We start from the raw sequence: 21,302 nt of genomic DNA on the forward strand, positions 1-21,302 counted from the left end.
TACCTCGTTTATGTTGCTTACTGAGGGCTCTCATTGTCTTTATTGTCCCTCTTGACGCAAACCCTTAGCGCGTTCGGTAAAAATGTGAAGCCAAAAAGGGAGAAATATGCACAAATTTTAATGTTAACGCGCCGATTGCTGCAATCGGCATCAAAAAGATTATGAAAGCGGCAGTTAAGCCCGAAAATTTAATCGCCGGACGCACGCGTTTCATTCCCAAATAGATATATTTGACCGGCGCCCTCATCAGGCGTAACCAAACTTCACCTGATCGCGTCTCGTGCTTGCAGGAAACCTTGCAGCAGAAGGGCTGCGGGCTCGCGGGTTCTGAAGGAATGGAAATGCTGGAAAGTCTGATTGCGGCGGCTTTGAGCGCCGGCAAGGAAATCATGGCGGTTCACGCCGCCGGCCCGCATGTGACCTACAAGAATGACTGCTCTCCCGTCACCGAAGCGGATGAGCGCGCCGAAGAGGTCATTCTATCGGCCCTCTCGCGTGACTTCCCCGATATCCCGGTTATTGCCGAAGAGTCCGCCACGACCGGCCATGTGCCCGAGATCGACGGCGACTTTTTCCTCGTCGATCCGCTGGACGGTACCAAGGAATTCATTTCGGACAAGCAGGATTTCACCGTCAACATTGCATTGATCCGAAAGGGCGTACCGATGCTTGGCATCGTCTATGCCCCAGCCCTCGGGGTGGCATGGACCGGCGAAAGGGAGACGGCGCGCAAGCTCTTCATTTCCGGAGAATTCGAGCATCTGTCGAACCACTCCATTCGCTGTCGCGCCAAACCGCCCATGCCCGTTGCCGTCATCAGTCGCTCCCATTGCACCCCAAAGACCGAAGCCTTCGTGACGGAAAACGGGTTGATCGACAGCATCTCCATCGGCTCGTCGCTGAAATTCTGCATGCTGGCGGAAGGTGCTGCCGACGTTTTACCCCCGCTTCAGCCGCACCATGATGTGGGACACCGCCGCGGGCGACGCCGTCTTGCGGGCCGCAGGCGGCATCACGCTCGATATGGCGGGCTTGCCGCTGCGCTACGAAATCGACCACAGCAATGATGACATGCTCGCCAACCCCGACTTCATTGCCTGGGGCGCTCCACCGCGATAATCGCTGAGCCTATTTCCATGGAAGCGAGCGTTTCGGCGCGCACCCTGAAGCCTGTCGCGCAAAACTGTGCAGCGGTTTTGCGATAAACAAAAAACGTAAGCGTGAGCAGCGAATCTGAAACATCGCACCACGCTTTGGACGTTCCACCGATAGCATCAGCCGCCATAACGAACGCCAGCGGCTGGCGGTAGAGCACAGTATGGCGAAAGCACGCCCTCGCCTGGACGCGCAGGCCCCGCGAAAGTCCGCTGTGACCGCTTGCAAACCCTTCCAGCAAAAATTTTCACACGCTTTACTGGGCGCCAAAGCGCCCATTTTGGGCTTGGGCTAATGTGCCGCAAAGCACGAACAAACCCAGCGAAATCATTCAAATTATTAACAAATTATCTCTGTGCGCTTAGGTATTTTTTAAAGGTACGCCCCTAAAGTGCCCAGCATATGGTCTTGAGTTTGTGTAGAGTGTCCAATGACCGAAATGATACGCCCGCGAGTTAAATATGTCATCGGTCCCGATGGCAGCCCCCTGACGATTGCCGATCTGCCACCAGCCGACACCCGTCGCTGGGTCATCCGCCGAAAGGCCGAAGTCGTTGCCGCCGTGCGCGGCGGGCTTTTGAGCCTGGAAGAAGCCTGTGAGCGCTATACGCTGACAGTGGAAGAGTTCCTGTCCTGGCAGTCGTCGATTGCAGATCACGGCCTCGCAGGCCTGCGCACCACGCGCATTCAGCAGTACCGCCACTAAACGTTCCGGCATGTGCGCCCTCGTTGCGCCCTGCCATGCCAGATCCGGCGTCATCCCATCCCGTCGATACGGGAAGGTGTGACGCCGTTTTTGCTTTTCAGCACGACACGGTGACGGCGTTGAACCTCGCCTTTCACGTCATCCGCTCTATTGATGACATCCGGGAGGTTTCCGCCTTCCACCAAGGGATTCCCCCCTTGCCCCAAGACCCTTCGTAGGCGTCGCTCGTCGCGAAATTCAGACCGTCTTGGAATTCGGAGCAAGCGATCGCTGCTCTCTATTTTCGGCGGGACGAATACGCCTCCAGCCCCTTCTTTATGCGGCCTCAATCGCAATCAAAAAGACATCATAAAAAAATCCGCCCGGCATCGGCCAGGCGGATCGCAATTTTTCAGACAAAAAACAGCGTCATTGAAAGCAGCCTCCTGATCAGCTGGCCGCCGTCAATGACGTCAGGTTCAAATCGCCTTCATTAACGCAAGAGCGTCAGGCGCGGGCGCGGACCGCGGTATCGCGGTGTTCCAGTGCTGCGGCCTTGTCATACTCGGCCTGCACTTCTTCCAGAGAAGCCTCGGCGGCTTCCTGCTGCATCTTCAACTCGCGGATCGAAACCTGCAGATTGTCGGCACGCTGGCGTGCTGCCTTGGCAAAGGTCGGATAGGCGAAATGGCTGGGATCTGTAATCCCGGACTTGCTTTCTTCGAGGGAGATCTGATGGACCAATTCCTTGGCCATCCGTTCGAATTCGGACATCATCGACTGCAACTGCTGCAACTGACGACGTTTTTCGTTGACCTGAAATTCTTTCAGGCGAACTAGGCTGTCACGCGACTTCATACTCAATACTCCTGGATAGCGAGACCCCGGTTCAAACAGGAACCAACCCGCCACTCCGGCTGTGCCGGAATGATTCTTAAAAGTTACCCGCCATTAATAAAAAAACTGCGCTGTTAACTTTTCATTTACGGGCATCGTTAATGATAAGGCGGATCATTTAAGGGTCGGTAAATGCCAAGCCCAAAAAACCACTGGGCACGACAATGCAAGAGTCGATTGAATCACTTAGGGGGTTTTCCTCACCTATTGGTTCATGTTTGGCGATGATGGATTCACGTTCAAAAACAGCAGAGTGCCCGAATTATTTAATAAGTTCTGCATACCTTGCCAAAGGAGAGAAGAATTTGTTAACCATTTGGTGGCAGCCTGCAAATCAGGCAACGTCTGGATCCGCATCGCGCAAACGGCATTCATTTACCAACCGCGGGCGGCAAAGGGGATAATTATGCGGGTTCTACTTATTGAAGACGACAGCGCAACGGCTCAGAGCATTGAGCTGATGTTGAAGTCGGAAAGTTTCAACGTCTATACGACCGACCTCGGTGAGGAAGGCGTGGATCTTGGAAAGCTCTACGATTACGATATTATCCTTCTCGATCTCAACCTCCCGGATATGTCCGGTTACGAGGTCCTGAGAACGCTGCGTCTCTCGAAGGTCAAAACGCCGATCCTTATTCTGTCGGGCATGGCCGGCATCGAAGACAAGGTGCGCGGTCTCGGCTTCGGCGCCGACGATTACATGACCAAGCCATTCCACAAGGATGAGCTGGTTGCCCGCATTCACGCCATTGTGCGCCGTTCGAAGGGCCACGCCCAGTCGGTCATCGCCACCGGCGAGCTGATCGTCAACCTAGATGCCAAGACTGTCGAAGTCGGCGGCCAGCGCGTTCACCTGACGGGCAAGGAATACCAGATGCTGGAGCTGCTGTCGCTCCGCAAGGGTACCACGCTCACCAAGGAAATGTTCCTCAACCACCTCTATGGCGGCATGGACGAGCCTGAACTGAAAATCATCGACGTGTTCATCTGCAAGCTGCGCAAGAAGCTGGCAAACGCAGCAGGCGGCGCGAACTACATCGAAACCGTCTGGGGCCGCGGCTACGTGCTTCGCGAGCCGGATGGCAACACCGAATATCTCGAGACCGCCTGATTATCTCCTCGACATGCCTCCCAAGCATGGTTGTCATGACAAACCCGCCGCGCAAACGGCGGGTTTTGTTTTGTCCGGCACACCGCTTCCGCAGAAAAAGAGAGTGTCATGACGATTCGCAAAGCCTTGAAAAACGACGCCTCTAGCCTTGCGGCACTCTCCATCGAAGTCTGGATCGGCACGTATCTCAGGAACGGCGTGTCGAAATTCTTTGCCGATTACGCCCTTTCGGCCTTCACCACGCAGAAATTCGAAGCGCTCACCGATGATGAGAATGAGATCATCCTGGTGTCAGACAATAGCGACGGCATTGACGGCTTCGTGCGCGTGACGGTCAAAAGCCCCGCCCCTATCGAAAACGGCCCGGAGACAGAAGTCGCAACGCTCTATGTTCAGCCGCGGCACAAGGGCAAAGGCATCGGTAAACGGCTTCTTATGGAAGCGTTTAAGCTCTGCCCGGAGCGTGGGCGCAAGGGCGTGTGGCTTGCGGTGAACAGCGAAAATAAAGACGCCATCATCTTCTATGAACGTCTGGGATTTACCCGCAACGGTCAGACCGCGTTTCGGATCGGCGACCAACCTATGCCAACGAGGTGATGGTAAAGCGGTTTTGACAAGCCGTCTAAGCGGCACCTGAGGTGGGCGACGGGGGACGATTGCCCCGGAGCCTGCCCGCCATTATTCTACTCGGCACGAAAAATGGGCCACCTCCACGGCAGCCCACCATCAATCCAATCAGGCCGCTTCGGCAGCCTCGGCCATGGAAGCCGTGAAGACCACGCGGTCTTCGTGCACTTTGTATTCGATCTTCATGCCGGCTTCTTCGGCCAGAAGCAGCGTGTAGTAAGGCTGGACGGAATGGGCGTCGATCGCCTCTTCTTCCGTACCCTCGGCGATTGCCGCGAACTTTGCAGGCACGCGCATCATGCGGCCCTTGACGGTGATTTCGAAGCGAGCATCGCCATCCGGGTTCTCGAGCACGATATCCGCATTGCCGCCGCGCGGGATCGCGCCATAGGCAACGAGGAAGAGGTTCAGCAGCAGCTTGACGCGGTTCTTGGCGACGATGGCGCGTGGACCGGACCAGGTGACTTCCACCTTCTTTTCCGCAGCGGCAAAATCCTTCGCAGCCTTTTCGGCTTCGCCCGTGTCGATCGATGCGCCGGCCGAACCGGAGGCACCGAAGGCAAGGCGTGCAAACTTCAGCCGTACGGAGGCATTCAGCGCCGAGGTGCGGATCAGGTCCAGCGCATCGGCATCGGTGCCGCCTTCATCGAGAAGTTCGAGACCATTATTGATGGCGCCGACCGGCGAAATGACGTCGTGGCACACGCGGCTGCACAGCAGTGCCGCCAGATCCGGGCCGGAGAGCGAGATTTTGAATTTTGCCGTCATACATTTTCTCCTGCGCGGATAGAGCGCGGACCCTGTCAAAATTGCTAAAGCATCGGCCCCAAACCAAAATCGATAGTCGGAAAGCACGATGCGTAGACTCGAAAAGCGTTAGAGCGTCCTGAGTGCACCCGAAGGAACGCCCGGCGCTCTATGAGCTTTTCCTTGTTAAATAAATGCGTCCTGTCGAAAACGTGCTCCGCAGGACCGATTCCATTTAGCAAGGAAACGCTCTAAGCCATAATGACACCATATTTGGTAAACCGATTGTTAATATCATGGTCTCAAAATGCCAAATGTCTTAACACGGCAATGGTAACAAACAGACGGACGGAACTGACGATGCGACTTAACGAACTCCGCACCATCGCACGCCTCGGACTGGTAAAGATTTTCGTGATCCTTGCGAGCCTGTCTTTGTCGGCTGCGCAGGCATCGGCACAAAGCAGCGATCAATACACCATCCAGGAAATTGTCGATGCCGGTCACGGCTTCTTCGGCGAGACGACGGGCGGCCTTGCGAAGGTCGTGGAACGCGCATTCCAGCAATATGGTCTGCCGAATGGTTATATTCTCGGCCAGGAAGGCTCCGGCGCCTTCGTTGCGGGCCTCACCTATGGCGAAGGCACGCTTTATACGAAGAATGCCGGTCAGCATCCGGTCTTCTGGCAGGGCCCATCGCTCGGTCTCGATTACGGCGGCCAGGGCACGCGCGCCATGATGCTCGTCTACAACCTGCCCTCCGTCAATGCGCTCTATCGTCGTTATGGCGGCGTCAGCGGCTCCGCCTTCATCGTCGCCGGCGTTGGCATGACGGTGCTGAAGAACAGCGACGTCACAATTGCTCCGATCCGTACCGGCATCGGCGCGCGCCTCGGCATCAATGTCGGCTATCTGAAGCTCACCCCGCAGCCCACATGGAATCCTTTCTGATTCGTCAACCGCTCCTTTTTGCATTAAAGTCCTCTAACGCGACTACAGCATCGGCCCGAAAATCGGAATCGATTTTCGGAAAGCACGATGCGTAGCTTCAAAAAGGTAAAGCGTCCTTTGTGCGTCCAATAGGACACACGGCGCTTTAGCGTGTAAGGCGATGACCGCCTGGCGCAAGATTGCCATGACAGTCTGCGCCGCGACGATGAAATGAGCTGCCAATCTGGGTACTCGACCCTTGGCGCTTCCTGTGGAGACGACCACGCGTGATTGAGTACGCCCTTATCTTCGGCCTTGGTTTTCTCTGCGCAATTCTGCTGGTTTCATTGATCGCCCCAGCGATCCACCGGCGCATCGTCTCCTACACCGAAAAGAGACTGCGTGCGACGATGCCGATGAGCCCGCAGGAAGTGCGCGCGCAAAAGGATATGGCGCGTGCGCTTTATGCGGCGGAAAACGCCCGCACCCGTCAGGAACTGGACGCCGAGCGGGAAAAGGCTCTGGCGCTGAAGTTCAAGAATGAAGCCGCCCAGGGCGATGCCGGACGGCTTCTCGCCGAAACCCGCGAGCTGAAACTGCAACTTGAGCAGATGACGTTGGAGGCTGGCGACCTGCGTGCCAAGGCCCGCCGTCATGAGGATGCCGTCGCCCGGCTGACGACAAAGCTCAACGACGCCGAAGAAACGGCGATTGCCCGCACCCAGGAAATCTCCAACCTCACCAAGCGCGTCAATGCCATTTCCCGCGAGCTTGACGATCTCAAAATCGCGCTGTCGGCCCGCGATCTGGAAGTGGAGCAGGCCAAGAACAAGGCCATCTCCTGGCGCAAGGAACGTGAGGACATCACCCGGCAGTTGGAAGAAGCCGCCGCCAAAGCGCGGGAAACCGCCCAGCATATGAACCGCGAAAGCCGCAAGATCGCCCGCCTTGAAGATCAGCTCGCGAAGGAAATGGCCCGCAATGCCGATAGCGAAATGCTGCTGGAGCGCCGCGCCCAGGAGATCGCCCGCCTGAAGGAACGCGTGAGCGGCAAGGAAGACACCAAGGATGCGGTGAGCATTGTCCCCGCCCCTCTTACCCAGCCTGAAACCACTGCGGAACCACCGGAACGGCTCACGCGCGAGATCGAGGACATCCGCAATCAAGGCACGGCGCTGACCGAGCGGCTGTTGAATATCAAGGGCGACACCCATGATGAGGCGATCCGCAACGAGATCAGTCAGATTGCTGCACGCATGATCGCGCTCACTGCCGCGCAGGAGGGCGAAAGCTCTCCCATTCCGGCCCTCATCGCCAATGCCGAAAGCGCCGGTGACCGCCAAAGCCTTGCAAACCGTGCCAGCGAGCTGATGGCGCGCCGCGCCGGGTGATCATAAGACCGATTTCTGCGCTGTAGCGAAGGGCGAGCGCCTGTAGCGGCAAAACACGAAGCCTCAGCCATAGACGGCGTCCCGGACATCGATAACGACTTGCCCTGCCATGCCCTCAAAAGCGGTGTTGGTGAGCAGCACGACCGATAGCCGATTGGCCGGGTCGATGAACCAGTTATGCCCGTACGCGCCGCCCCATTGCAGCGTGCCCACCGCCTGCGGCGTACCGGTCGCAGCGGGATCGATGAGCACTGCGCCGCCATAGCCGAAGCCCCAGCCGGGCCCCTGCGTCTCCGCCTGTGGGCCGACGTGATCGCGCATCATCGTGGCGACCACTTCTCGTGGCAGGATCGGTCCGCCTCGTTCCGTTAAGGACGTGCGGATGGCTTCGAGGAAGGTCAGCAGATCGCGCGCCGTCCCGGCCATGCCGGCGCCACCCGAACGGAAGGAAGCGGGGTCGAAGATGCGATCCGGGGCGAAGGAGATGGCGCCCTCGCCGGCCTGCGGCGGCAACGGTACGGTGATCGTGCCATCCATGCGCACCGGGCCATCGGCGCCATCTGCATAGGGTGTCGCCAGCCTCCTATCATCGGTGACGCTGAAGCCGGTATCCGCCAGACCCAACGGGCCGGTCACTTCGTCACGAACGATCGCATCGAGCGTCTGCCCGCTGGCTGCTTCCAGCACCGCGCCGATCACATCGATGCCGAGCGAATAGCGCCACGCGGTGCCCGGCGCGAAAGCCAACGGCGCCTGCGCCAGACGGCGAAGATTGTCGTCCATCGCACGGCCCGGCTGGTCGAGACCGTCGGACACGTCGAGCAGGTGGTAGGCGCTGCCCTCCGGTTCGAGAAAGCGGTAACTGAGACCTGACGAATGCGTCAGGAGATGATGCAGGGTGATATCGGGCCGTGATCCGTCCGGCAGTGCAGGGCGAAACGCCGGCAGCCAGCGCGTAACGGGCTGGTCGAGCGCGATCGTACCAAGCGCGGCAAGGCGCAAAGCCGCTACCGTCACCAACGGCTTGGACACCGAGGCGAAGCGGAAGATCGCATCTTCCCGCATCGGCGTGCCCGCCTCCCGGTCCAGAAAACCTGCTGTGTGGCTGCAAGTGATCTCACCGTCCTCAGCGACGAGCACGACCGCGCCGACGAGACGATTATCGGTGATGGCGCGGCCGATGGCAGCGTCGATCCGGGTTTTGAGAGAAGCAGGATGACTCATCGAGGATGCTCCTATATTATCACCATGATCGCTCCATAATAAACACTGCCCAGGATATTTCTAGAGTGAACGATGTGAAAAATACTGAAGCGAACAACAGTGAGGCCCCTGTTCGTCGTCGTGGCCGTCCGCCGGCCTTCGACCGCGCCGAGGTCCTGGCCAAGGCGGGTGAAACATTCTGGCGGCTCGGCTACGAAGGGGCGTCAATCGTCGATCTGACGGCAGCGATGGGGATCACGCCGCAAAGCCTCTATGCTGCCTTCGGCTCGAAGGCAGATCTCTATCGTGACGCGCTCGGCTGGTATGGCGATGCTTTCGCGACGCTGACGGAGGAGGATCTTGCCGCGCCGGACGTGATCGGCACATTGTGCGCGTGGCTGGAAGCGCAGGCGAAGGGCTTTGCCGATCCGGCGCATCCCCCCGGCTGCATGATCTCGACTGCGGTGCTTGGCTGCGCGGTGGAGAACGATCCCGTTGCGCGATTGGTCGCGGCCCGGCGCGAGGCGACGATCGCCCGCCTCCGCGAGCGGTTGGAACGCGCGAAGGCCGACGGCGAATTGAAGCCCACTGCCGATCCCGCAGCCCTTGCCCGCTTCATCGGCGCGATCATCCAGGGCATGTCGGTGCAGGCACGCGACGGAGCGAGCGCGGCGGAATTATGCGCGCTGACCCGACTGGCGAACGAGGAGCTGGCCAGTCAGCTTCGGTGAGATATCTCGCTGCCCTAACGCCCCTCGCCCCGCCAACGCGACCCGCCGTGAAGGATCATCTGACACATCCGTTCGCCGCAAATATTGCCACAGCCGCGGCGACCAGATCGGCGTTCCCGCTGGACAAGGAGCCATCCGGCTTCGACAGGCCGTCTTCCAATCCGACCCTTGTCGACCAGCGTCGCTCGCGCGCGCGCCGCACGAAATGCCAGACGGTCGCGTCGAAGCCGTGCAGCAGGATTGGCCGGGACAGCCCCGCGTCCGCCAGCACCTGCGCAATGCCATCGGCGATCTCGTCGGCTTGGTTGATATCCTGTTCTTCGATTTCGATCAGCACCCGGAACAGGGGCGGACGATCCGGCAATGAGACGAGCCGCTCCGCGTCGGCGATCGTCGCAAGGCCGGCTTCGATGCCGACACCGATGCTGTCGAGAAGCGCCATCACCGCAGGGGCATCCGGTTCGGAAAGATTGATCGATGCATAATCCGGCCGCTCACCCCAAGCCGCGATGCGCGCCCGCGTGGTCGCCGGCTCCGCTTCGATCCATGCGCCCGTGGAAACGCCGATCAGCGTGCCTGGGCAGGCGCGGCGCATGGCACGGATCGTGTGATCGACGGCCGAAAGGCTCTCACGGCCTGCGTCGTCACGCGGGTGGATGTGCAGTTCGGCCGCCCCCGCCTCGATCGAGGCGATACCATCGCGGACCATGGCATCGACCGCCAGGGGCAAATTCGGATGGTAGCCGGCGGGACGGGCTCCGTTGATGCAGGCTTGGACGATCATGTGAGCTTCCTGTCGCTTTTGTTGTGGCGGATGTGGCTTCCCAGATTTTGCCTACAGCATCGGCCCAAAATCGGAATCGATTTTCGGAATGCGCGATGCGTAGATCAAAGAAGATAGAGCGTCCTTTGTGCGTCCGATAGGACGACGGCGCTCTTAAGCGTGTCGCGATCTTTCAGATTCGCTCATACGCTTTAGGTCCTTGTTGTCGCATGTCGTTATCGCAAAACCGCTGCACACTTTTGCGCGACATGCTTTAGCCGCCATCGTCCTCCTGTTTTAACGCGGGTGTGAAGGACCGGCATAGGGCAATGACCGTTTCGCGCAGCCAGCGATGCGCCGGATCGGCTTCCATGCGGGGATGCCAGAGCGCGACGACGGCGATCTCCGGCGTTTCCACCGGTAACGGGAAGCTTACAAACCCCTCTTCAAACCGTGGATCGGACAGGCAGGATTGCGTCACCAGCGCAACCAGATCGGACTGCCGTGCAATCCGCAAGGCATCCGGGAAGCCCGGCACCAGGGCAACGATCTCGCGGGTGAGGCCAAGCGTCTCAAGAGCATCATCGACCGGTCCGGTGAATTGGCCGCGTCGGGACACAACGACATGCCGGACAGCGGCATACCGCTCCGGCGTCACCGGTGCGGAGAGCAATGCATGCCCCTTTCGCGCAACGCCAATGAAGCGGTCGCGAAAGAGAAGATGTGTTCGAACCTCGGGCGCAAAGTCGCCCAGCACTCCAATCTCCAGGTCGATCGTTCCGTCCCGGAGCGGTCCCGCTTCTTTAGCGGGCTTCGGGGCAAAGCACAGGCGCACATGCGGGGCGGTCGCAATCACCGCCGCGACCAAGGGAGCGGAAAACAAGGCAATGAACCCTTCATTGGCCCTGATCGTGAAGGTCCGCTCCAGCGTGGCGAGATCGAGGGTGGCGTCCTGCGGGCTGAGAACGTCGCGCACATCGCGCGCCAGCACATGAACGCGCTCACGCAGCGCAATGGCCCGTGGCGTTGGCACCAGCCCCCGGCCTGCCCGCACGAGCAGGGGATCGCCGGTCGCGGCACGCAAGCGGGCAAGCGTCCGGCTCATGGCGGACGAGCTGAGGCCAAGCCGTCGCGCCGCCGCCGTTACACTGCCTTCAGCCAGAAGCGCATCCAGTGCCGGCAAAAGATTGAGGTCGATGGTGTCCATCGAAACATTCTATCCGATACCCGACAGATGCATAGCGTCTTATGCAATAATAGTTTGCATCCTGTGCGTCTGGCGCATCTGATGAGTGAGGAGGATGATGACTTCCGACATAAACACGGAAAGGCGAGATCATGACCCCGAACCATGTAAACCAAACAACGAGAACCACTCTCATCGTCGGCGCATCGCGCGGCCTCGGCCATGCGATGGCGGCGGAATTTTTGCGACGCGGCTGGCATGTGATCGGAACGGTGCGCGGGCCTGATCGAACCTTGCTGCACGACCTTGCCAACGCACATCCGGGCCGTGTCGAAATTGCCCAACTCGATATCACGAGGCCGGAGGAGATCGCCTCGTTGCGTGATCGGCTGGCGGGAAAAGAAATCGACATCCTCTTCGTCAACGCTGGTACGGCCAACACCGATCAGGACGAGACCATCGCGGAGGTGTCGACGGATGAATTCATCCGCGTGATGGTCACGAATGCGCTCAGTCCCATGCGAGTGGTCGAAGGCCTGCAGGATTGCGTGACACAGGCCGGTCTGATCGGCGTCATGTCATCCGGGCAGGGCAGCATTTCCAACAACACGAATGGCGGTCATGAGGTCTATCGCGGATCGAAGGCTGCGCTGAACCAGTATATGCGCAGCTACGCAGCTCGCCATGCAAACGATCCTCGCGCCCTGGTGCTGATGGCGCCCGGCTGGATTCGCACCGGACTCGGCGGCCCCGCCGCGCCCTTCGGCATGGAAGAAACCGTACCGCAGATCGTCACCACGCTTCTCGCACAGCAGGGAAAGCCCGGTCTTCGCTATCTCGACCGGGAAGGACGTGACGTTCCCTGGTGAGGCTCGCCGGAAAAAATGCGATGGACGGCATTAAAACTAAAGACCGATAAAATTGTACCGATCGATTTAAACGCCCCGAAAATTTTGGCTCGTAATGTCGTCTTCAACAGAGGCCGGACAACAAAAGAAAAACCGGTCCGGTAACCGAAGCGCAAAAGAAACCGGCGGGCAAGCCGGCCACGAAACGGGGTTAGACATGTTGAAGAAGCTTTTCGCAGCCGCGCTGTGCGGCATCGTTATCGCATCCATCGCAAGCCACGCCGATGCGGCAGGCCCCGGCGGTCTCGCCAGAAGCTTTGCCATGATCGAGCACAATCTCATCGCATCGGCCCCTTCGATCAGAGAGAGCGAGCAAGTGGACATTGAACGCAAAGCCGCGATCGCCTCGCTCGATTTCTACTTCCAGCGCTTCGACCAGTTCGAAAAGCTGCGCTAGACCATTCCAAGAGATTCATGACCGACTGCCGCCCGTCGTTGCGCCCCTGTGGCTTACACGACAGGCGGCTTTTTTCGTTCGGCAACCGCAATGCCGCCAAGCGCGAGCAACAGCGCGACGATCTGGTAGAGATGCAGCGTCTCGCCGATGATCATCACCGATAGAAATGTGCCAAAAACGGGAATGAGGTTGATGAAGAGCCCGGCGCGGTTCGGACCGATCTCCTCCACGCCCTTGATGAAGAAGATCTGCGCCACGAGCGAGGGGAAGAGCGCCGTATAGAGAACGATCGCCCAGCCCTTCGCTTCGGGCCAGATCGCCTGTTCGCTCAAGACTTCCCATCCCATCAGCGGTATCGAGGTAAGCAGGGCGGCCATCGCCGGAATGGCCATCAGCGTGCGCCAGTCCACCGCCGGCTTCCACCGCAGGATGACGGTATAGATCGCATAGGCCAGCACCGCGAGCAGCATGATCGCATCGCCTGGATTGAACTCCAGCCGGATGAGCGACATCAGATCGCCGCGGGAGGCGAGAAGCGCAACACCGAAGATGGTCAGGATGAAGCCGATGATCTGAACGGCGAGAACCTTGGTGCGGAAGAGCGCGAAGTTGAAGACGAAGATCACCGCCGGGATCACCGCCTGGATGACCGCTGCATTGATGGCGGTTGTGTATTTCAGCGCCGTGTAGAGGGCCGCGTTGAAACACGTGTATCCAACCGTACCAAGTGTTAAGAAATAGGGCAGCCGCTTTTTGACCACCGGCCAGTCGCGGACCAGTTGCGGCAAAGAGATCGAGACGATGATCGCCACCGCCACCACCCAGCGCAGAAACGTCAGCACCATCGGGCTGATATGGCCCACCGCAAGCTTGCCCGCGACGGCATTTCCGCCCCAGCACAATGCGGCGATGGTCAGGACGAGATAGGCTCTGGAGAGCACGGGCGCAGAACTTTCATTCGAAGACGTGCCCGATTTCTGCACTCGCCCTGACGTCTTCGCAAGAGCAGTTGCACGCTTTTCAGCCATAGGATGGGCACAATTATCCTACAAAAGCAAAATTCCGCTGCATAAACAGGGTCGCTTTCCGCAAAACAACGCAGTATAGATTTGCGGGTTTGAGTTAGGGGCGCCCCGGCGCCATGAGCAGGAAAGCAAGAAATGACGAATGTAGTCGTGGTCGGCTCGCAGTGGGGCGACGAAGGCAAGGGTAAGATTGTTGACTGGCTCTCCGAGCGCGCCGACGTGGTCGTGCGCTATCAGGGTGGGCACAATGCCGGTCATACCCTTGTCATTGATGGCGTCAGCTACAAGCTGTCCCTGCTCCCGTCCGGCGTCGTTCGTCCCGGCAAGCTTGCTGTCATCGGCAACGGCGTGGTGGTCGATCCTCACGCACTGATTGCGGAAATGGGCCGCCTGGAAGCCCAGGGCGTCAAGGTGACGGCGGAGAACCTGCGCATCGCCGATAATGCCACGCTCATCCTGTCTCTGCACCGCGAACTGGACGGCATGCGCGAAGACGCAGCCTCCAACAGCGGCACCAAGATCGGCACCACCCGCCGCGGCATCGGTCCGGCCTATGAAGACAAGGTCGGCCGCCGCGCCATCCGCGTCATGGACCTTGAAGACCGCGAAGCGCTGTCGGCCAAAGTCGATCGCATTCTGACCCACCACAATGCCCTTCGTCGCGGTTTCGGCGCTGCCGAAGTATCGCATGAAACGATCATGGAAGAACTGACGTCGATTGCCGATCGCATTCTTCCCTTCAGCGAAACCGTCTGGCTGCTGCTCGACAAGAAGCGCCGCGCCGGCGCCCGCATCCTGTTCGAAGGCGCGCAAGGCTCGCTTCTCGATATCGACCACGGCACCTATCCCTATGTGACGTCATCCAACACGGTGGCTGGCCAGGCTGCTGCCGGTTCCGGCATGGGTCCGGGCTCGCTCGGCTACATTCTCGGCATCACCAAGGCCTATACGACGCGCGTCGGTGAAGGCCCCTTCCCGACCGAACTGCATGACGAGATCGGCCAGTTCCTCGGCGAGAAGGGTCATGAATTCGGCACCGTCACGGGCCGCAAGCGCCGCTGCGGCTGGTTCGATGCGGCACTGGTGCGCCAGTCGGTCGCCACCAACGGCATCACCGGCATTGCGCTGACCAAGCTCGACGTTCTGGACGGCCTGGACGAACTGAAGATCTGCGTCGGCTACAAGCTGGACGGCCAGGAGATCGATCACCTTCCGGCAAGCCAGGGCGCACAGGCCCGCGTCGAGCCGATCTACATCACCCTTGAGGGGTGGAAGGAATCGACCGTCGGCGCCCGCAAGTGGGCGGACCTGCCTGCCCAGGCGATCAAATATGTGCGTCAGGTCGAGGAACTGATCGGCGCGCCCGTGGCACTCCTGTCCACCAGCCCGGAGCGTGACGACACCATACTTGTGACTGACCCGTTTGAGGACTAATGTTCTCGGCAATCAGTCTTCATAACCCATATCGGGCCGGCATTTTACCGGTTCCGACGAGAAAGTGCTTATGGCGGATTTTGTAGCAGTCATTCGCAAGGCCGTGGATGGCTTGGCGAACAATACTCCCGAAAACCGGGCCAAGGTGTACGACAAGGCACGCAGCGCTGTCGTGCGCCAGCTTGAAAACATGAAGCCGCGCCCGCCGGAAGAAATGCTCCAGCGGCAGATCATGAAGCTCGACACCGCGATTGCCGAGGTCGAGGGTGAGTATTCCGAAGCACTTCCCGCATTGGAGGACGAAGACGAAGGCGCAGCCGCCGCTTATGCGACGCCTGCGCCCGAAGACGTGTCGTCGCCCTATTATGAAGAAAGCGTCGCGCAAGAGCAGCGCTACGCCGATGAGCATCGGGATGACGCAGAACCCGCACATCACGACGATCACCCCGAGCCTGAACAGCACGAGACCTATGCCGCGCATGACGATGGTCAACGGCACGAAGAGCGCGAGCCCGCCTATCAGGCTGAGCCTGCCGAAGAGGTAGCCTATCGCGCCGAGGAGCCGGCAGAACACGCTGAGCTTTACCAGCGCCCGGTGTCCTACGAGACAGCTGAGACGCATCAGGAACCGGAAACGTATCAGCATGAGGCTCCGGCCTATGCTCATGAGCATCAAGACGAGCACCATGGCCTCGAGGCGCGTCATGAGCCCGCCGCCGAGGAAGACCACGCGCACCGCAACTGGGTCGGCCAGGACAGCCATCTCGAGCCTGCCCCATGGGAGCGCGAAGAGACTGAGGTCGAAGACCATTCGCATGATGGTCAGTTGCATGCCGCCTATCACCATGAAGAGGTTGCTCATGACGATGACCGTCATGAGGAGACCCATCAGCACGATTATACGCGCGAAGAGCCGCGTGAGGCGGAGCCCTTCAGCACTGAAACCGTGCTGCGTGAGAACGCACCGCTTCCCTACACGGCGGGCTTCGACGGCCAGTCCAATTATTATGGCAATGTCAGCGTAGAGCCTGAAAACCGCCCGGTATCCGACGACGCGCATTATGCTTTCGACGAGCATGATGCCCATCGCGACCCGTCGGGAACGCCGCAGGTCACCGGTGCTGGCAAAGCCCCGGCCCCGGTCGACGATTTCTCGTCCTATTTTCAGGACACTGCGCTCGATCTGCCGCCGAAGACCTCGCCTTCTCTGCCCCGCGCAGACGAGGATCCTTTTGCGGCGAGTGCCACGAAGGACGACAAGGAACGCACCCCCTGGGACGATCTCGAAGAGCTGATCGGCTATGATGGCGGATCAAACGACCGCTCCGACAAGACGGCCAATGGCAATCTCGACAGCGGCTTCACAGGCGCCGGCATTCCCGCCGCCGCCTATGCGACGAAGAAGAAACCGAAGCGCAATTACGCCGGCATGGTTCTTGGCCTCGGCCTTCTCGTGGTGCTTGCAGGCGGTGGTTATGCCGCGTGGACGAACCGCGAGGCACTGAACGACATGGTCGGTGGTCTGGTCAACTCGGCCAAAACCGGCACCTCGACTGATACATCCTCCGGCGGAACGTCGCAGACGGCGTCGGCGCCTGCCAATGGCGGAGCCACTGCCACACAGCCTGCAACCAACGGCCAGACCCCGGCACAGGGCCAGGCATCAACGGGAACGCCTGCAGCAACACGCCCTGCCGATGACGGCTCTGTCACTGGCACGAAGTTCACCCAGCGGCTTCTCGCCGATGGTACGGAGAAGGACGAAGGTCCAGGCCCTGGCGCCAACGGCCAGCCTGTGACGGCAGAGGGCCAATCGGTCTATCAGCAGAACGAGGCGCCTTCAGCCCAGAACACCGCCACCGCGGCACCCGCTGCTGCCGGCAACCAGCCTGTCGCACAGCAGACCGCAGCCCCTGCTGCCGCAACCGGCGACCGCATGTTCCTTTATGAGGAAGTGCTTGGCCAGACGGTACCGACTGCGATCGAAGGCAAGGTTTCCTGGACGTTGCAGAACGAAACGGATGATGCTGGCAAGCCTTCTCCAGAAGTCCAGGGCCAGATCAATATTCCTGGCCGTGGCTTGAGCGCGCTCATTACCTTCAAGCGCAATACCGACCCGTCGCTTCCCGCAAGCCATCTGGTCGAGATCGTCTTCTCGGTCTCGCCTGGCTTCGAAGGTGGCGCGATCGACAGTGTGCAGCGCATCGCCATGAAGTCCACCGAACAGGACCGCGGCAACGCGCTCATCGCTGTTCCGGCAAAGATCACCGACGATTTCCACATGATCGCGCTGAACGACTTCCCGGACGCACGCAAGACCAATCTGGAACTGCTGCGGACCCGCGACTGGATCGACATCCCCGTCTCCTACCGCAACGGGCGCCGCGCGCTTCTGACCCTTCAGAAGGGCGCTGACGGCAAGGCTGCGTTCGAGACGGCACTGCGCGAATGGATGGCGGCATCGCCGACCACGGGCCAGTAAGCGCTTCGGACAAATCGACCAAAATGAAAAGCCCCGGTGAAGATGTTCACCGGGGCTTTTACGTGGGAGAATGACGTGTGGATTAAGCGTCGACGACGCGCAAGGCCTTGGCAGCCTCTTCGGCTTCCTTCTGCACGGCGTCCTGCACCTTTTCGAAAGCGCGGACTTCGATCTGGCGAACGCGCTCGCGGCTGATGTCGAACTCGGTTGACAGTTCTTCCAGCGTCACCGGATCTTCCGCCAGACGGCGTGCCTCGAAGATGCGGCGCTCACGATCGTTCAGGACACCCAGCGCCTTGGAAAGCATGCGACGGCGGGTTTCCAGCTCGTCCTGCTCGATCAGCACCGCTTCCTGGCTTTCCTGGTCGTCTACCAGCCAATCCTGCCACTGGCCGGATTCGCCTTCGGACGCCTTGATCGGCGCATTCAGCGACGCGTCGCCAGACAGGCGGCGGTTCATCGAGATGACTTCTTCCTCGGACACCTGCAGCTTCGTCGCGATTTCCTTGACGTGTTCGGCCTTCAGATCGCCGTCATCGATCGCCTGAAGACGACCTTTCAGACGACGCAGGTTGAAGAACAGACGCTTCTGGTTGGCGGTGGTCCCCATTTTCACAAGGGACCACGAGCGCAGGATATATTCCTGTATCGACGCCTTAATCCACCACATGGCATAGGTCGCCAGACGGAAGCCACGATCCGGATCGAACTTCTTCACCGCCTGCATCAAGCCGACATTGCCTTCCGACACGACTTCACCGATCGGCAGACCGTAACCACGGTAACCCATGGCGATCTTGGCAACGAGGCGAAGGTGGCTGGTGACGAGCTTGTGAGCAGCGTCTCTATCGCCATGCTCGGCATAGCGCTTGCCAAGCATGTATTCTTCCTGCGGTTCCAGCATCGGGAACTTGCGAATTTCGTCGAGATATCGGTTCAGACCGGCTTCACCAGCCGTAATCGATGGCAAACTATTGCGGGCCATAAAGCACCCCCTTTATGTTTTTTCCTGGCGCGGTTCCCAAACCTAAGGCGAACCTTGTCGCGGTTCATTTCCGACCCCGCTTCAAGCCATGTCTTAAATATGTATACGGATGTCACGTTTCAAGGAAACGCGACACTCTCATATCGACCAATAATACCTCATCATGGGACGTTGAAAAAACCGATCTCGGCGGAAATCGTTCCGAAAAAAATCGCGCCGCTCAAGCGCAAAATTGTCGCAGGCGCTGCGGCCTCAGGCCCGCAGCGCATCCGCCAAGGCTGCCATGTCGTCCGGCATATCCGTTTCGAACTCCATGACCTCGCCCGTGCGGGGATGTTCGAAGACCAGCAGATAGGCGTGCAGCGCCTGGCGCGGGAAGCGATTGACCACCGTCTTGGCCGGTTCCGACAGAAGGTTCGCCTTGGTGCGGAAGGCCGCGCCATATTCGGGATCGCCGATCAGCGGGTGGCCGATATGGGCCATGTGAACGCGGATCTGGTGCGTGCGCCCGGTTTCCAATTGGCATTCCACCATGGAGGCAAGCGAGGTTGCATCCGGCTTTTCGTGATAGCGCTCCACCACTTCATAATGGGTGATTGCTTCGCGCGCATCGTCGGCATCCTCACGCTTGACGGCGCGCTTCGTACGGTCCGTGCTGCGGCCCAAAGCGGCATCGATGGTGCCGCGCAGGCTCTTCGGACGTCCCCAGACGATTGCCTTATAGGCGCGCTCCAGCGGGCCGGTGCGGCCATGGTCGGCAAATTGCGCTGCCAGATGCCGATGGGCATTGTCATTCTTGGCGACCACCATCACGCCGCTGGTTTCCTTGTCCAGCCGGTGAACGATGCCCGGACGCTTGACGCCGCCAATGCCGGAGAGACTGTCGCCGCAATGGTGGATCAGCGCGTTGACCAGCGTGCCCGTCCAGTTGCCCGCTCCCGGATGCACCACGAGACCGGCGGGCTTGAGAAGCACGATCAGGTCGTCATCCTCATATTCCACCTCGAGAGGAATATCTTCGCCCTTGGGCTCGGGATCTTCCGGCTCAGGCATGGTAATCTCGATGCGGTCTCCGACGCGGATCTTCTTCTTCGGCTCGGTGACGGCGGCACCGTTGACGAAGACGGCGCCCTGCTCGATCAGCGCCTTGAGACGGCTGCGGGAAAGATCGCCCCCGACTTCGGCTGCAAGCCAGGAATCGAGACGTCCTTCGGCATCCTCGCCAGCAATCAGGACTTTCCTTGCGTCTTCGCCTTGTTTAAAGGGGTCGTTCATTCTTATTTTCCGATCAATCCGAGACTTCCAAGGACCCCGATGACGCAGATCGAGCAAGACGAACAGGACGACAAGCCGCTAGACCCGGCCATGGAAAAAGTTCGCCGCAAGATGATCCGTTTGCAGATCGTGTCGGGCTTGGTAATGTTTATCAGCCTTATGGCTGTCTTCGGCGCGGTTGTCTACAAGGCGATGGGGCCGTCAAAGACGGCAACACCTGCGACAAACCAGTCCATGCAGGTGCCGTCCGATCAGCCGGTTTCAGCAACCGCCAGCCTGCCGCAGGGCTTCACCATCGAGAACGTCTCCTTCGCCAATGGCGACATGCTGTTCTACGGCCGCCTCGCCAATGGAACGCGCAAGGCGCTGGTCTTCAACGTCCAGACACGCCGCTTCGTCGCGGACATCACCATCGATGCGCAATGATCTGCCTGCCCTGCCCAATGGCTTGGCTCCGATTGCGATAGAGCAAGCGGACGATCCCCGGATCGCCGCCTTCCGCGATATCAAGGAGCGCGACCTGACCGGCAGGCACGGCAAGTTCATCGTCGAAGGCACGGTGGTGCTGCGCATGCTGGCGGCAGCCCACAAGGCGCGCGGCGATTTCCGCGCCGAATGCATCCTGATCCTCAAGAACCGGCTCGCCGGTGTGTTGGATATCCTCTGCGATTTTCCGGCAGACGTGCCGGTCTATGTCGCTGAGGCCGAGGTGCTGGACACCATCGTCGGCTTTCACCTGCATCGCGGCATCTTGGCGCTCGGCGCACGGGTGGGAAGCCGCGATAGGGCGCAGACCATTGCCAGCCTGCCGGAAGCCTCGCTGGTGGTTGCAGGCTGCGGCCTTTCCAATCACGACAATATGGGTGCAATGTTTCGCAATGCCGCAGCCTTCATGGCCGACGCTGTGTTTCTGGACGCCACCTCCTGCGATCCGCTCTACCGCAAGGCGCTGCGCGTGTCGGTCGGCTCCGTCCTGTCGGTGCCCTATCATCGCGGCGGCGACGCGCTCTCCATGCTGGAAGCACTGGCAAACGAAGGCTTCGAGATCTGGAGCCTCTCGCCAGCGGGTAAAACGGAAATCCGACAAATCCCGCCCTCGCCGCGCATGGCGCTCGTGATCGGCACCGAAGGCGAAGGCCTGCCACCTGCCGTGCTCTCGCGCTTCCATTCGGCGCGCATCGCCCAGTCGCCGCAGCTTGATAGCCTGAATGCCGGCACCGCATCCGGTCTCGCGCTCTACCAGATGGCGTCCGCCATGGGCCGCATCTAAGGGGTTAACCGATCCTTAACAGATCGCATTTGAATTAACCCTGTCTCAAAACCGAGCATTAAGATTTACGATTTACTAATGAGCGGAACGAAAGGTTTCC

The 21,302-nt window shown here is 59.8% G+C and carries 21 protein-coding genes and 1 pseudogene; 13 read left to right on the forward strand and 9 right to left on the reverse strand.

Annotated elements, in window-relative coordinates:
- The first annotated feature begins 341 nt into the window (after positions 1 to 341).
- Positions 342 to 1,119 (forward strand): annotated as a pseudogene (cysQ, locus tag QE435_RS10530) (3'(2'),5'-bisphosphate nucleotidase CysQ).
- Here the strand turns inward: cysQ and QE435_RS10535 are convergent.
- A complete protein-coding gene (locus tag QE435_RS10535) occupies positions 1,091 to 1,285 on the reverse strand; it encodes a hypothetical protein (protein ID WP_349042943.1) in 195 nt (64 codons plus the stop codon). The pseudogene cysQ and the gene QE435_RS10535 overlap by 29 nt on opposite strands.
- A gap of 300 nt (positions 1,286 to 1,585) precedes the next feature.
- Here QE435_RS10535 and QE435_RS10540 point away from each other — a divergent pair, with 300 nt between their 5' ends.
- Positions 1,586 to 1,861, forward strand: coding sequence for a DUF1153 domain-containing protein (locus tag QE435_RS10540; RefSeq protein ID WP_062426213.1), 276 nt, complete (start codon positions 1,586 to 1,588; stop codon positions 1,859 to 1,861).
- Between the two features lie 486 nt (positions 1,862 to 2,347).
- Here the strand turns inward: QE435_RS10540 and QE435_RS10545 are convergent, their stop codons facing one another.
- A complete protein-coding gene (locus QE435_RS10545) occupies positions 2,348 to 2,698 on the reverse strand; it encodes a flagellar export protein FliJ (protein ID WP_306934018.1) in 351 nt (116 codons plus the stop codon).
- A gap of 445 nt (positions 2,699 to 3,143) precedes the next feature.
- Between QE435_RS10545 and ctrA the strand changes: the two genes are divergently transcribed.
- Positions 3,144 to 3,848: a cell cycle two-component system response regulator CtrA gene (ctrA, locus tag QE435_RS10550; protein WP_306934020.1), complete on the forward strand. Its 705-nt coding sequence runs from the start codon at positions 3,144 to 3,146 to the stop codon at positions 3,846 to 3,848.
- Positions 3,849 to 3,956: 108 nt separating this feature from the next.
- Positions 3,957 to 4,445, forward strand: a complete 489-nt coding sequence (locus tag QE435_RS10555; RefSeq protein WP_349041321.1) for a GNAT family N-acetyltransferase — start codon at positions 3,957 to 3,959, stop codon at positions 4,443 to 4,445.
- Positions 4,446 to 4,583: 138 nt separating this feature from the next.
- Here the strand turns inward: QE435_RS10555 and QE435_RS10560 are convergent, their stop codons facing one another.
- On the reverse strand, positions 4,584 to 5,243 hold the full coding sequence (locus QE435_RS10560) for a histidine phosphotransferase family protein (protein ID WP_306934024.1): 660 nt from the start codon (positions 5,241 to 5,243) through the stop codon (positions 4,584 to 4,586).
- Positions 5,244 to 5,576: 333 nt separating this feature from the next.
- Between QE435_RS10560 and QE435_RS10565 the strand changes: the two genes are divergently transcribed.
- Both QE435_RS10565 and QE435_RS10570 read left to right on the forward strand, forming a co-directional pair.
- Positions 5,577 to 6,173 carry an EipA family protein gene (locus QE435_RS10565; protein WP_306934887.1) on the forward strand — a complete coding sequence of 199 codons (597 nt, stop codon included), beginning with the start codon at positions 5,577 to 5,579 and terminating at the stop codon, positions 6,171 to 6,173.
- 266 nt (positions 6,174 to 6,439) lie between these two features.
- Positions 6,440 to 7,543 carry a hypothetical protein gene (locus QE435_RS10570; protein ID WP_349041322.1) on the forward strand — a complete coding sequence of 368 codons (1,104 nt, stop codon included), beginning with the start codon at positions 6,440 to 6,442 and terminating at the stop codon, positions 7,541 to 7,543.
- 63 nt (positions 7,544 to 7,606) lie between these two features.
- Here the strand turns inward: QE435_RS10570 and QE435_RS10575 are convergent, their stop codons facing one another.
- The gene (locus QE435_RS10575; RefSeq protein ID WP_349041323.1) at positions 7,607 to 8,767 is read right to left on the reverse strand and encodes a serine hydrolase domain-containing protein; all 1,161 of its coding nucleotides are present in this window, start codon (positions 8,765 to 8,767) and stop codon (positions 7,607 to 7,609) included.
- A 65-nt stretch (positions 8,768 to 8,832) separates the two neighbouring features.
- Between QE435_RS10575 and QE435_RS10580 the strand changes: the two genes are divergently transcribed.
- Positions 8,833 to 9,477, forward strand: coding sequence for a TetR/AcrR family transcriptional regulator (locus tag QE435_RS10580; RefSeq protein ID WP_349041324.1), 645 nt, complete (start codon positions 8,833 to 8,835; stop codon positions 9,475 to 9,477).
- Positions 9,478 to 9,532: 55 nt separating this feature from the next.
- On the opposite strand, the gene QE435_RS10585 is transcribed toward QE435_RS10580, so the two are convergent.
- On the reverse strand, positions 9,533 to 10,261 hold the full coding sequence (locus QE435_RS10585) for a 3-keto-5-aminohexanoate cleavage protein (RefSeq protein WP_349041325.1): 729 nt from the start codon (positions 10,259 to 10,261) through the stop codon (positions 9,533 to 9,535).
- Positions 10,262 to 10,514: 253 nt separating this feature from the next.
- Positions 10,515 to 11,447 carry a LysR family transcriptional regulator gene (locus QE435_RS10590; RefSeq protein WP_349041326.1) on the reverse strand — a complete coding sequence of 311 codons (933 nt, stop codon included), beginning with the start codon at positions 11,445 to 11,447 and terminating at the stop codon, positions 10,515 to 10,517.
- A gap of 131 nt (positions 11,448 to 11,578) precedes the next feature.
- Between QE435_RS10590 and QE435_RS10595 the strand changes: the two genes are divergently transcribed.
- Complete coding sequence (locus QE435_RS10595; protein WP_349041327.1) at positions 11,579 to 12,295, forward strand: SDR family NAD(P)-dependent oxidoreductase; 717 nt, start codon at positions 11,579 to 11,581, stop codon at positions 12,293 to 12,295.
- Positions 12,296 to 12,491: 196 nt separating this feature from the next.
- On the forward strand, positions 12,492 to 12,731 hold the full coding sequence (locus tag QE435_RS10600; RefSeq protein ID WP_306934040.1) for a hypothetical protein: 240 nt from the start codon (positions 12,492 to 12,494) through the stop codon (positions 12,729 to 12,731).
- 53 nt (positions 12,732 to 12,784) lie between these two features.
- Here QE435_RS10600 and QE435_RS10605 read toward each other — a convergent pair whose 3' ends face one another.
- Entirely contained in the window at positions 12,785 to 13,672 is an 888-nt protein-coding gene (locus tag QE435_RS10605; protein WP_349042839.1) for a DMT family transporter, read from the reverse strand.
- Positions 13,673 to 13,891: 219 nt separating this feature from the next.
- Between QE435_RS10605 and QE435_RS10610 the strand changes: the two genes are divergently transcribed.
- Both QE435_RS10610 and QE435_RS10615 read left to right on the forward strand, forming a co-directional pair.
- Positions 13,892 to 15,190, forward strand: a complete 1,299-nt coding sequence (locus QE435_RS10610) for an adenylosuccinate synthase (RefSeq protein ID WP_306934041.1) — start codon at positions 13,892 to 13,894, stop codon at positions 15,188 to 15,190.
- Between the two features lie 70 nt (positions 15,191 to 15,260).
- A complete protein-coding gene (locus tag QE435_RS10615) occupies positions 15,261 to 17,672 on the forward strand; it encodes a hypothetical protein (RefSeq protein WP_349041328.1) in 2,412 nt (803 codons plus the stop codon).
- A gap of 82 nt (positions 17,673 to 17,754) precedes the next feature.
- On the opposite strand, the gene rpoH is transcribed toward QE435_RS10615, so the two are convergent.
- Together rpoH and QE435_RS10625 are read right to left on the reverse strand one after the other, a co-directional pair.
- The gene (gene rpoH, locus QE435_RS10620) at positions 17,755 to 18,657 is read right to left on the reverse strand and encodes an RNA polymerase sigma factor RpoH (RefSeq protein ID WP_309771611.1); all 903 of its coding nucleotides are present in this window, start codon (positions 18,655 to 18,657) and stop codon (positions 17,755 to 17,757) included.
- A 252-nt stretch (positions 18,658 to 18,909) separates the two neighbouring features.
- Positions 18,910 to 19,932: an RluA family pseudouridine synthase gene (locus tag QE435_RS10625; protein ID WP_349041329.1), complete on the reverse strand. Its 1,023-nt coding sequence runs from the start codon at positions 19,930 to 19,932 to the stop codon at positions 18,910 to 18,912.
- Between the two features lie 39 nt (positions 19,933 to 19,971).
- Between QE435_RS10625 and QE435_RS10630 the strand changes: the two genes are divergently transcribed.
- Positions 19,972 to 20,358, forward strand: coding sequence for a hypothetical protein (locus QE435_RS10630; protein WP_349041330.1), 387 nt, complete (start codon positions 19,972 to 19,974; stop codon positions 20,356 to 20,358).
- The gene (locus QE435_RS10635) at positions 20,348 to 21,202 is read left to right on the forward strand and encodes an RNA methyltransferase (protein ID WP_349041331.1); all 855 of its coding nucleotides are present in this window, start codon (positions 20,348 to 20,350) and stop codon (positions 21,200 to 21,202) included. Before QE435_RS10630 ends, QE435_RS10635 begins: the two co-directional genes overlap by 11 nt.
- Positions 21,203 to 21,302 lie beyond the last annotated feature (100 nt).

Origin of the sequence: Agrobacterium sp. SORGH_AS 787, assembly GCF_030819035.1 — a bacterium.
Lineage (GTDB): Bacteria > Pseudomonadota > Alphaproteobacteria > Rhizobiales > Rhizobiaceae > Agrobacterium > Agrobacterium larrymoorei_B.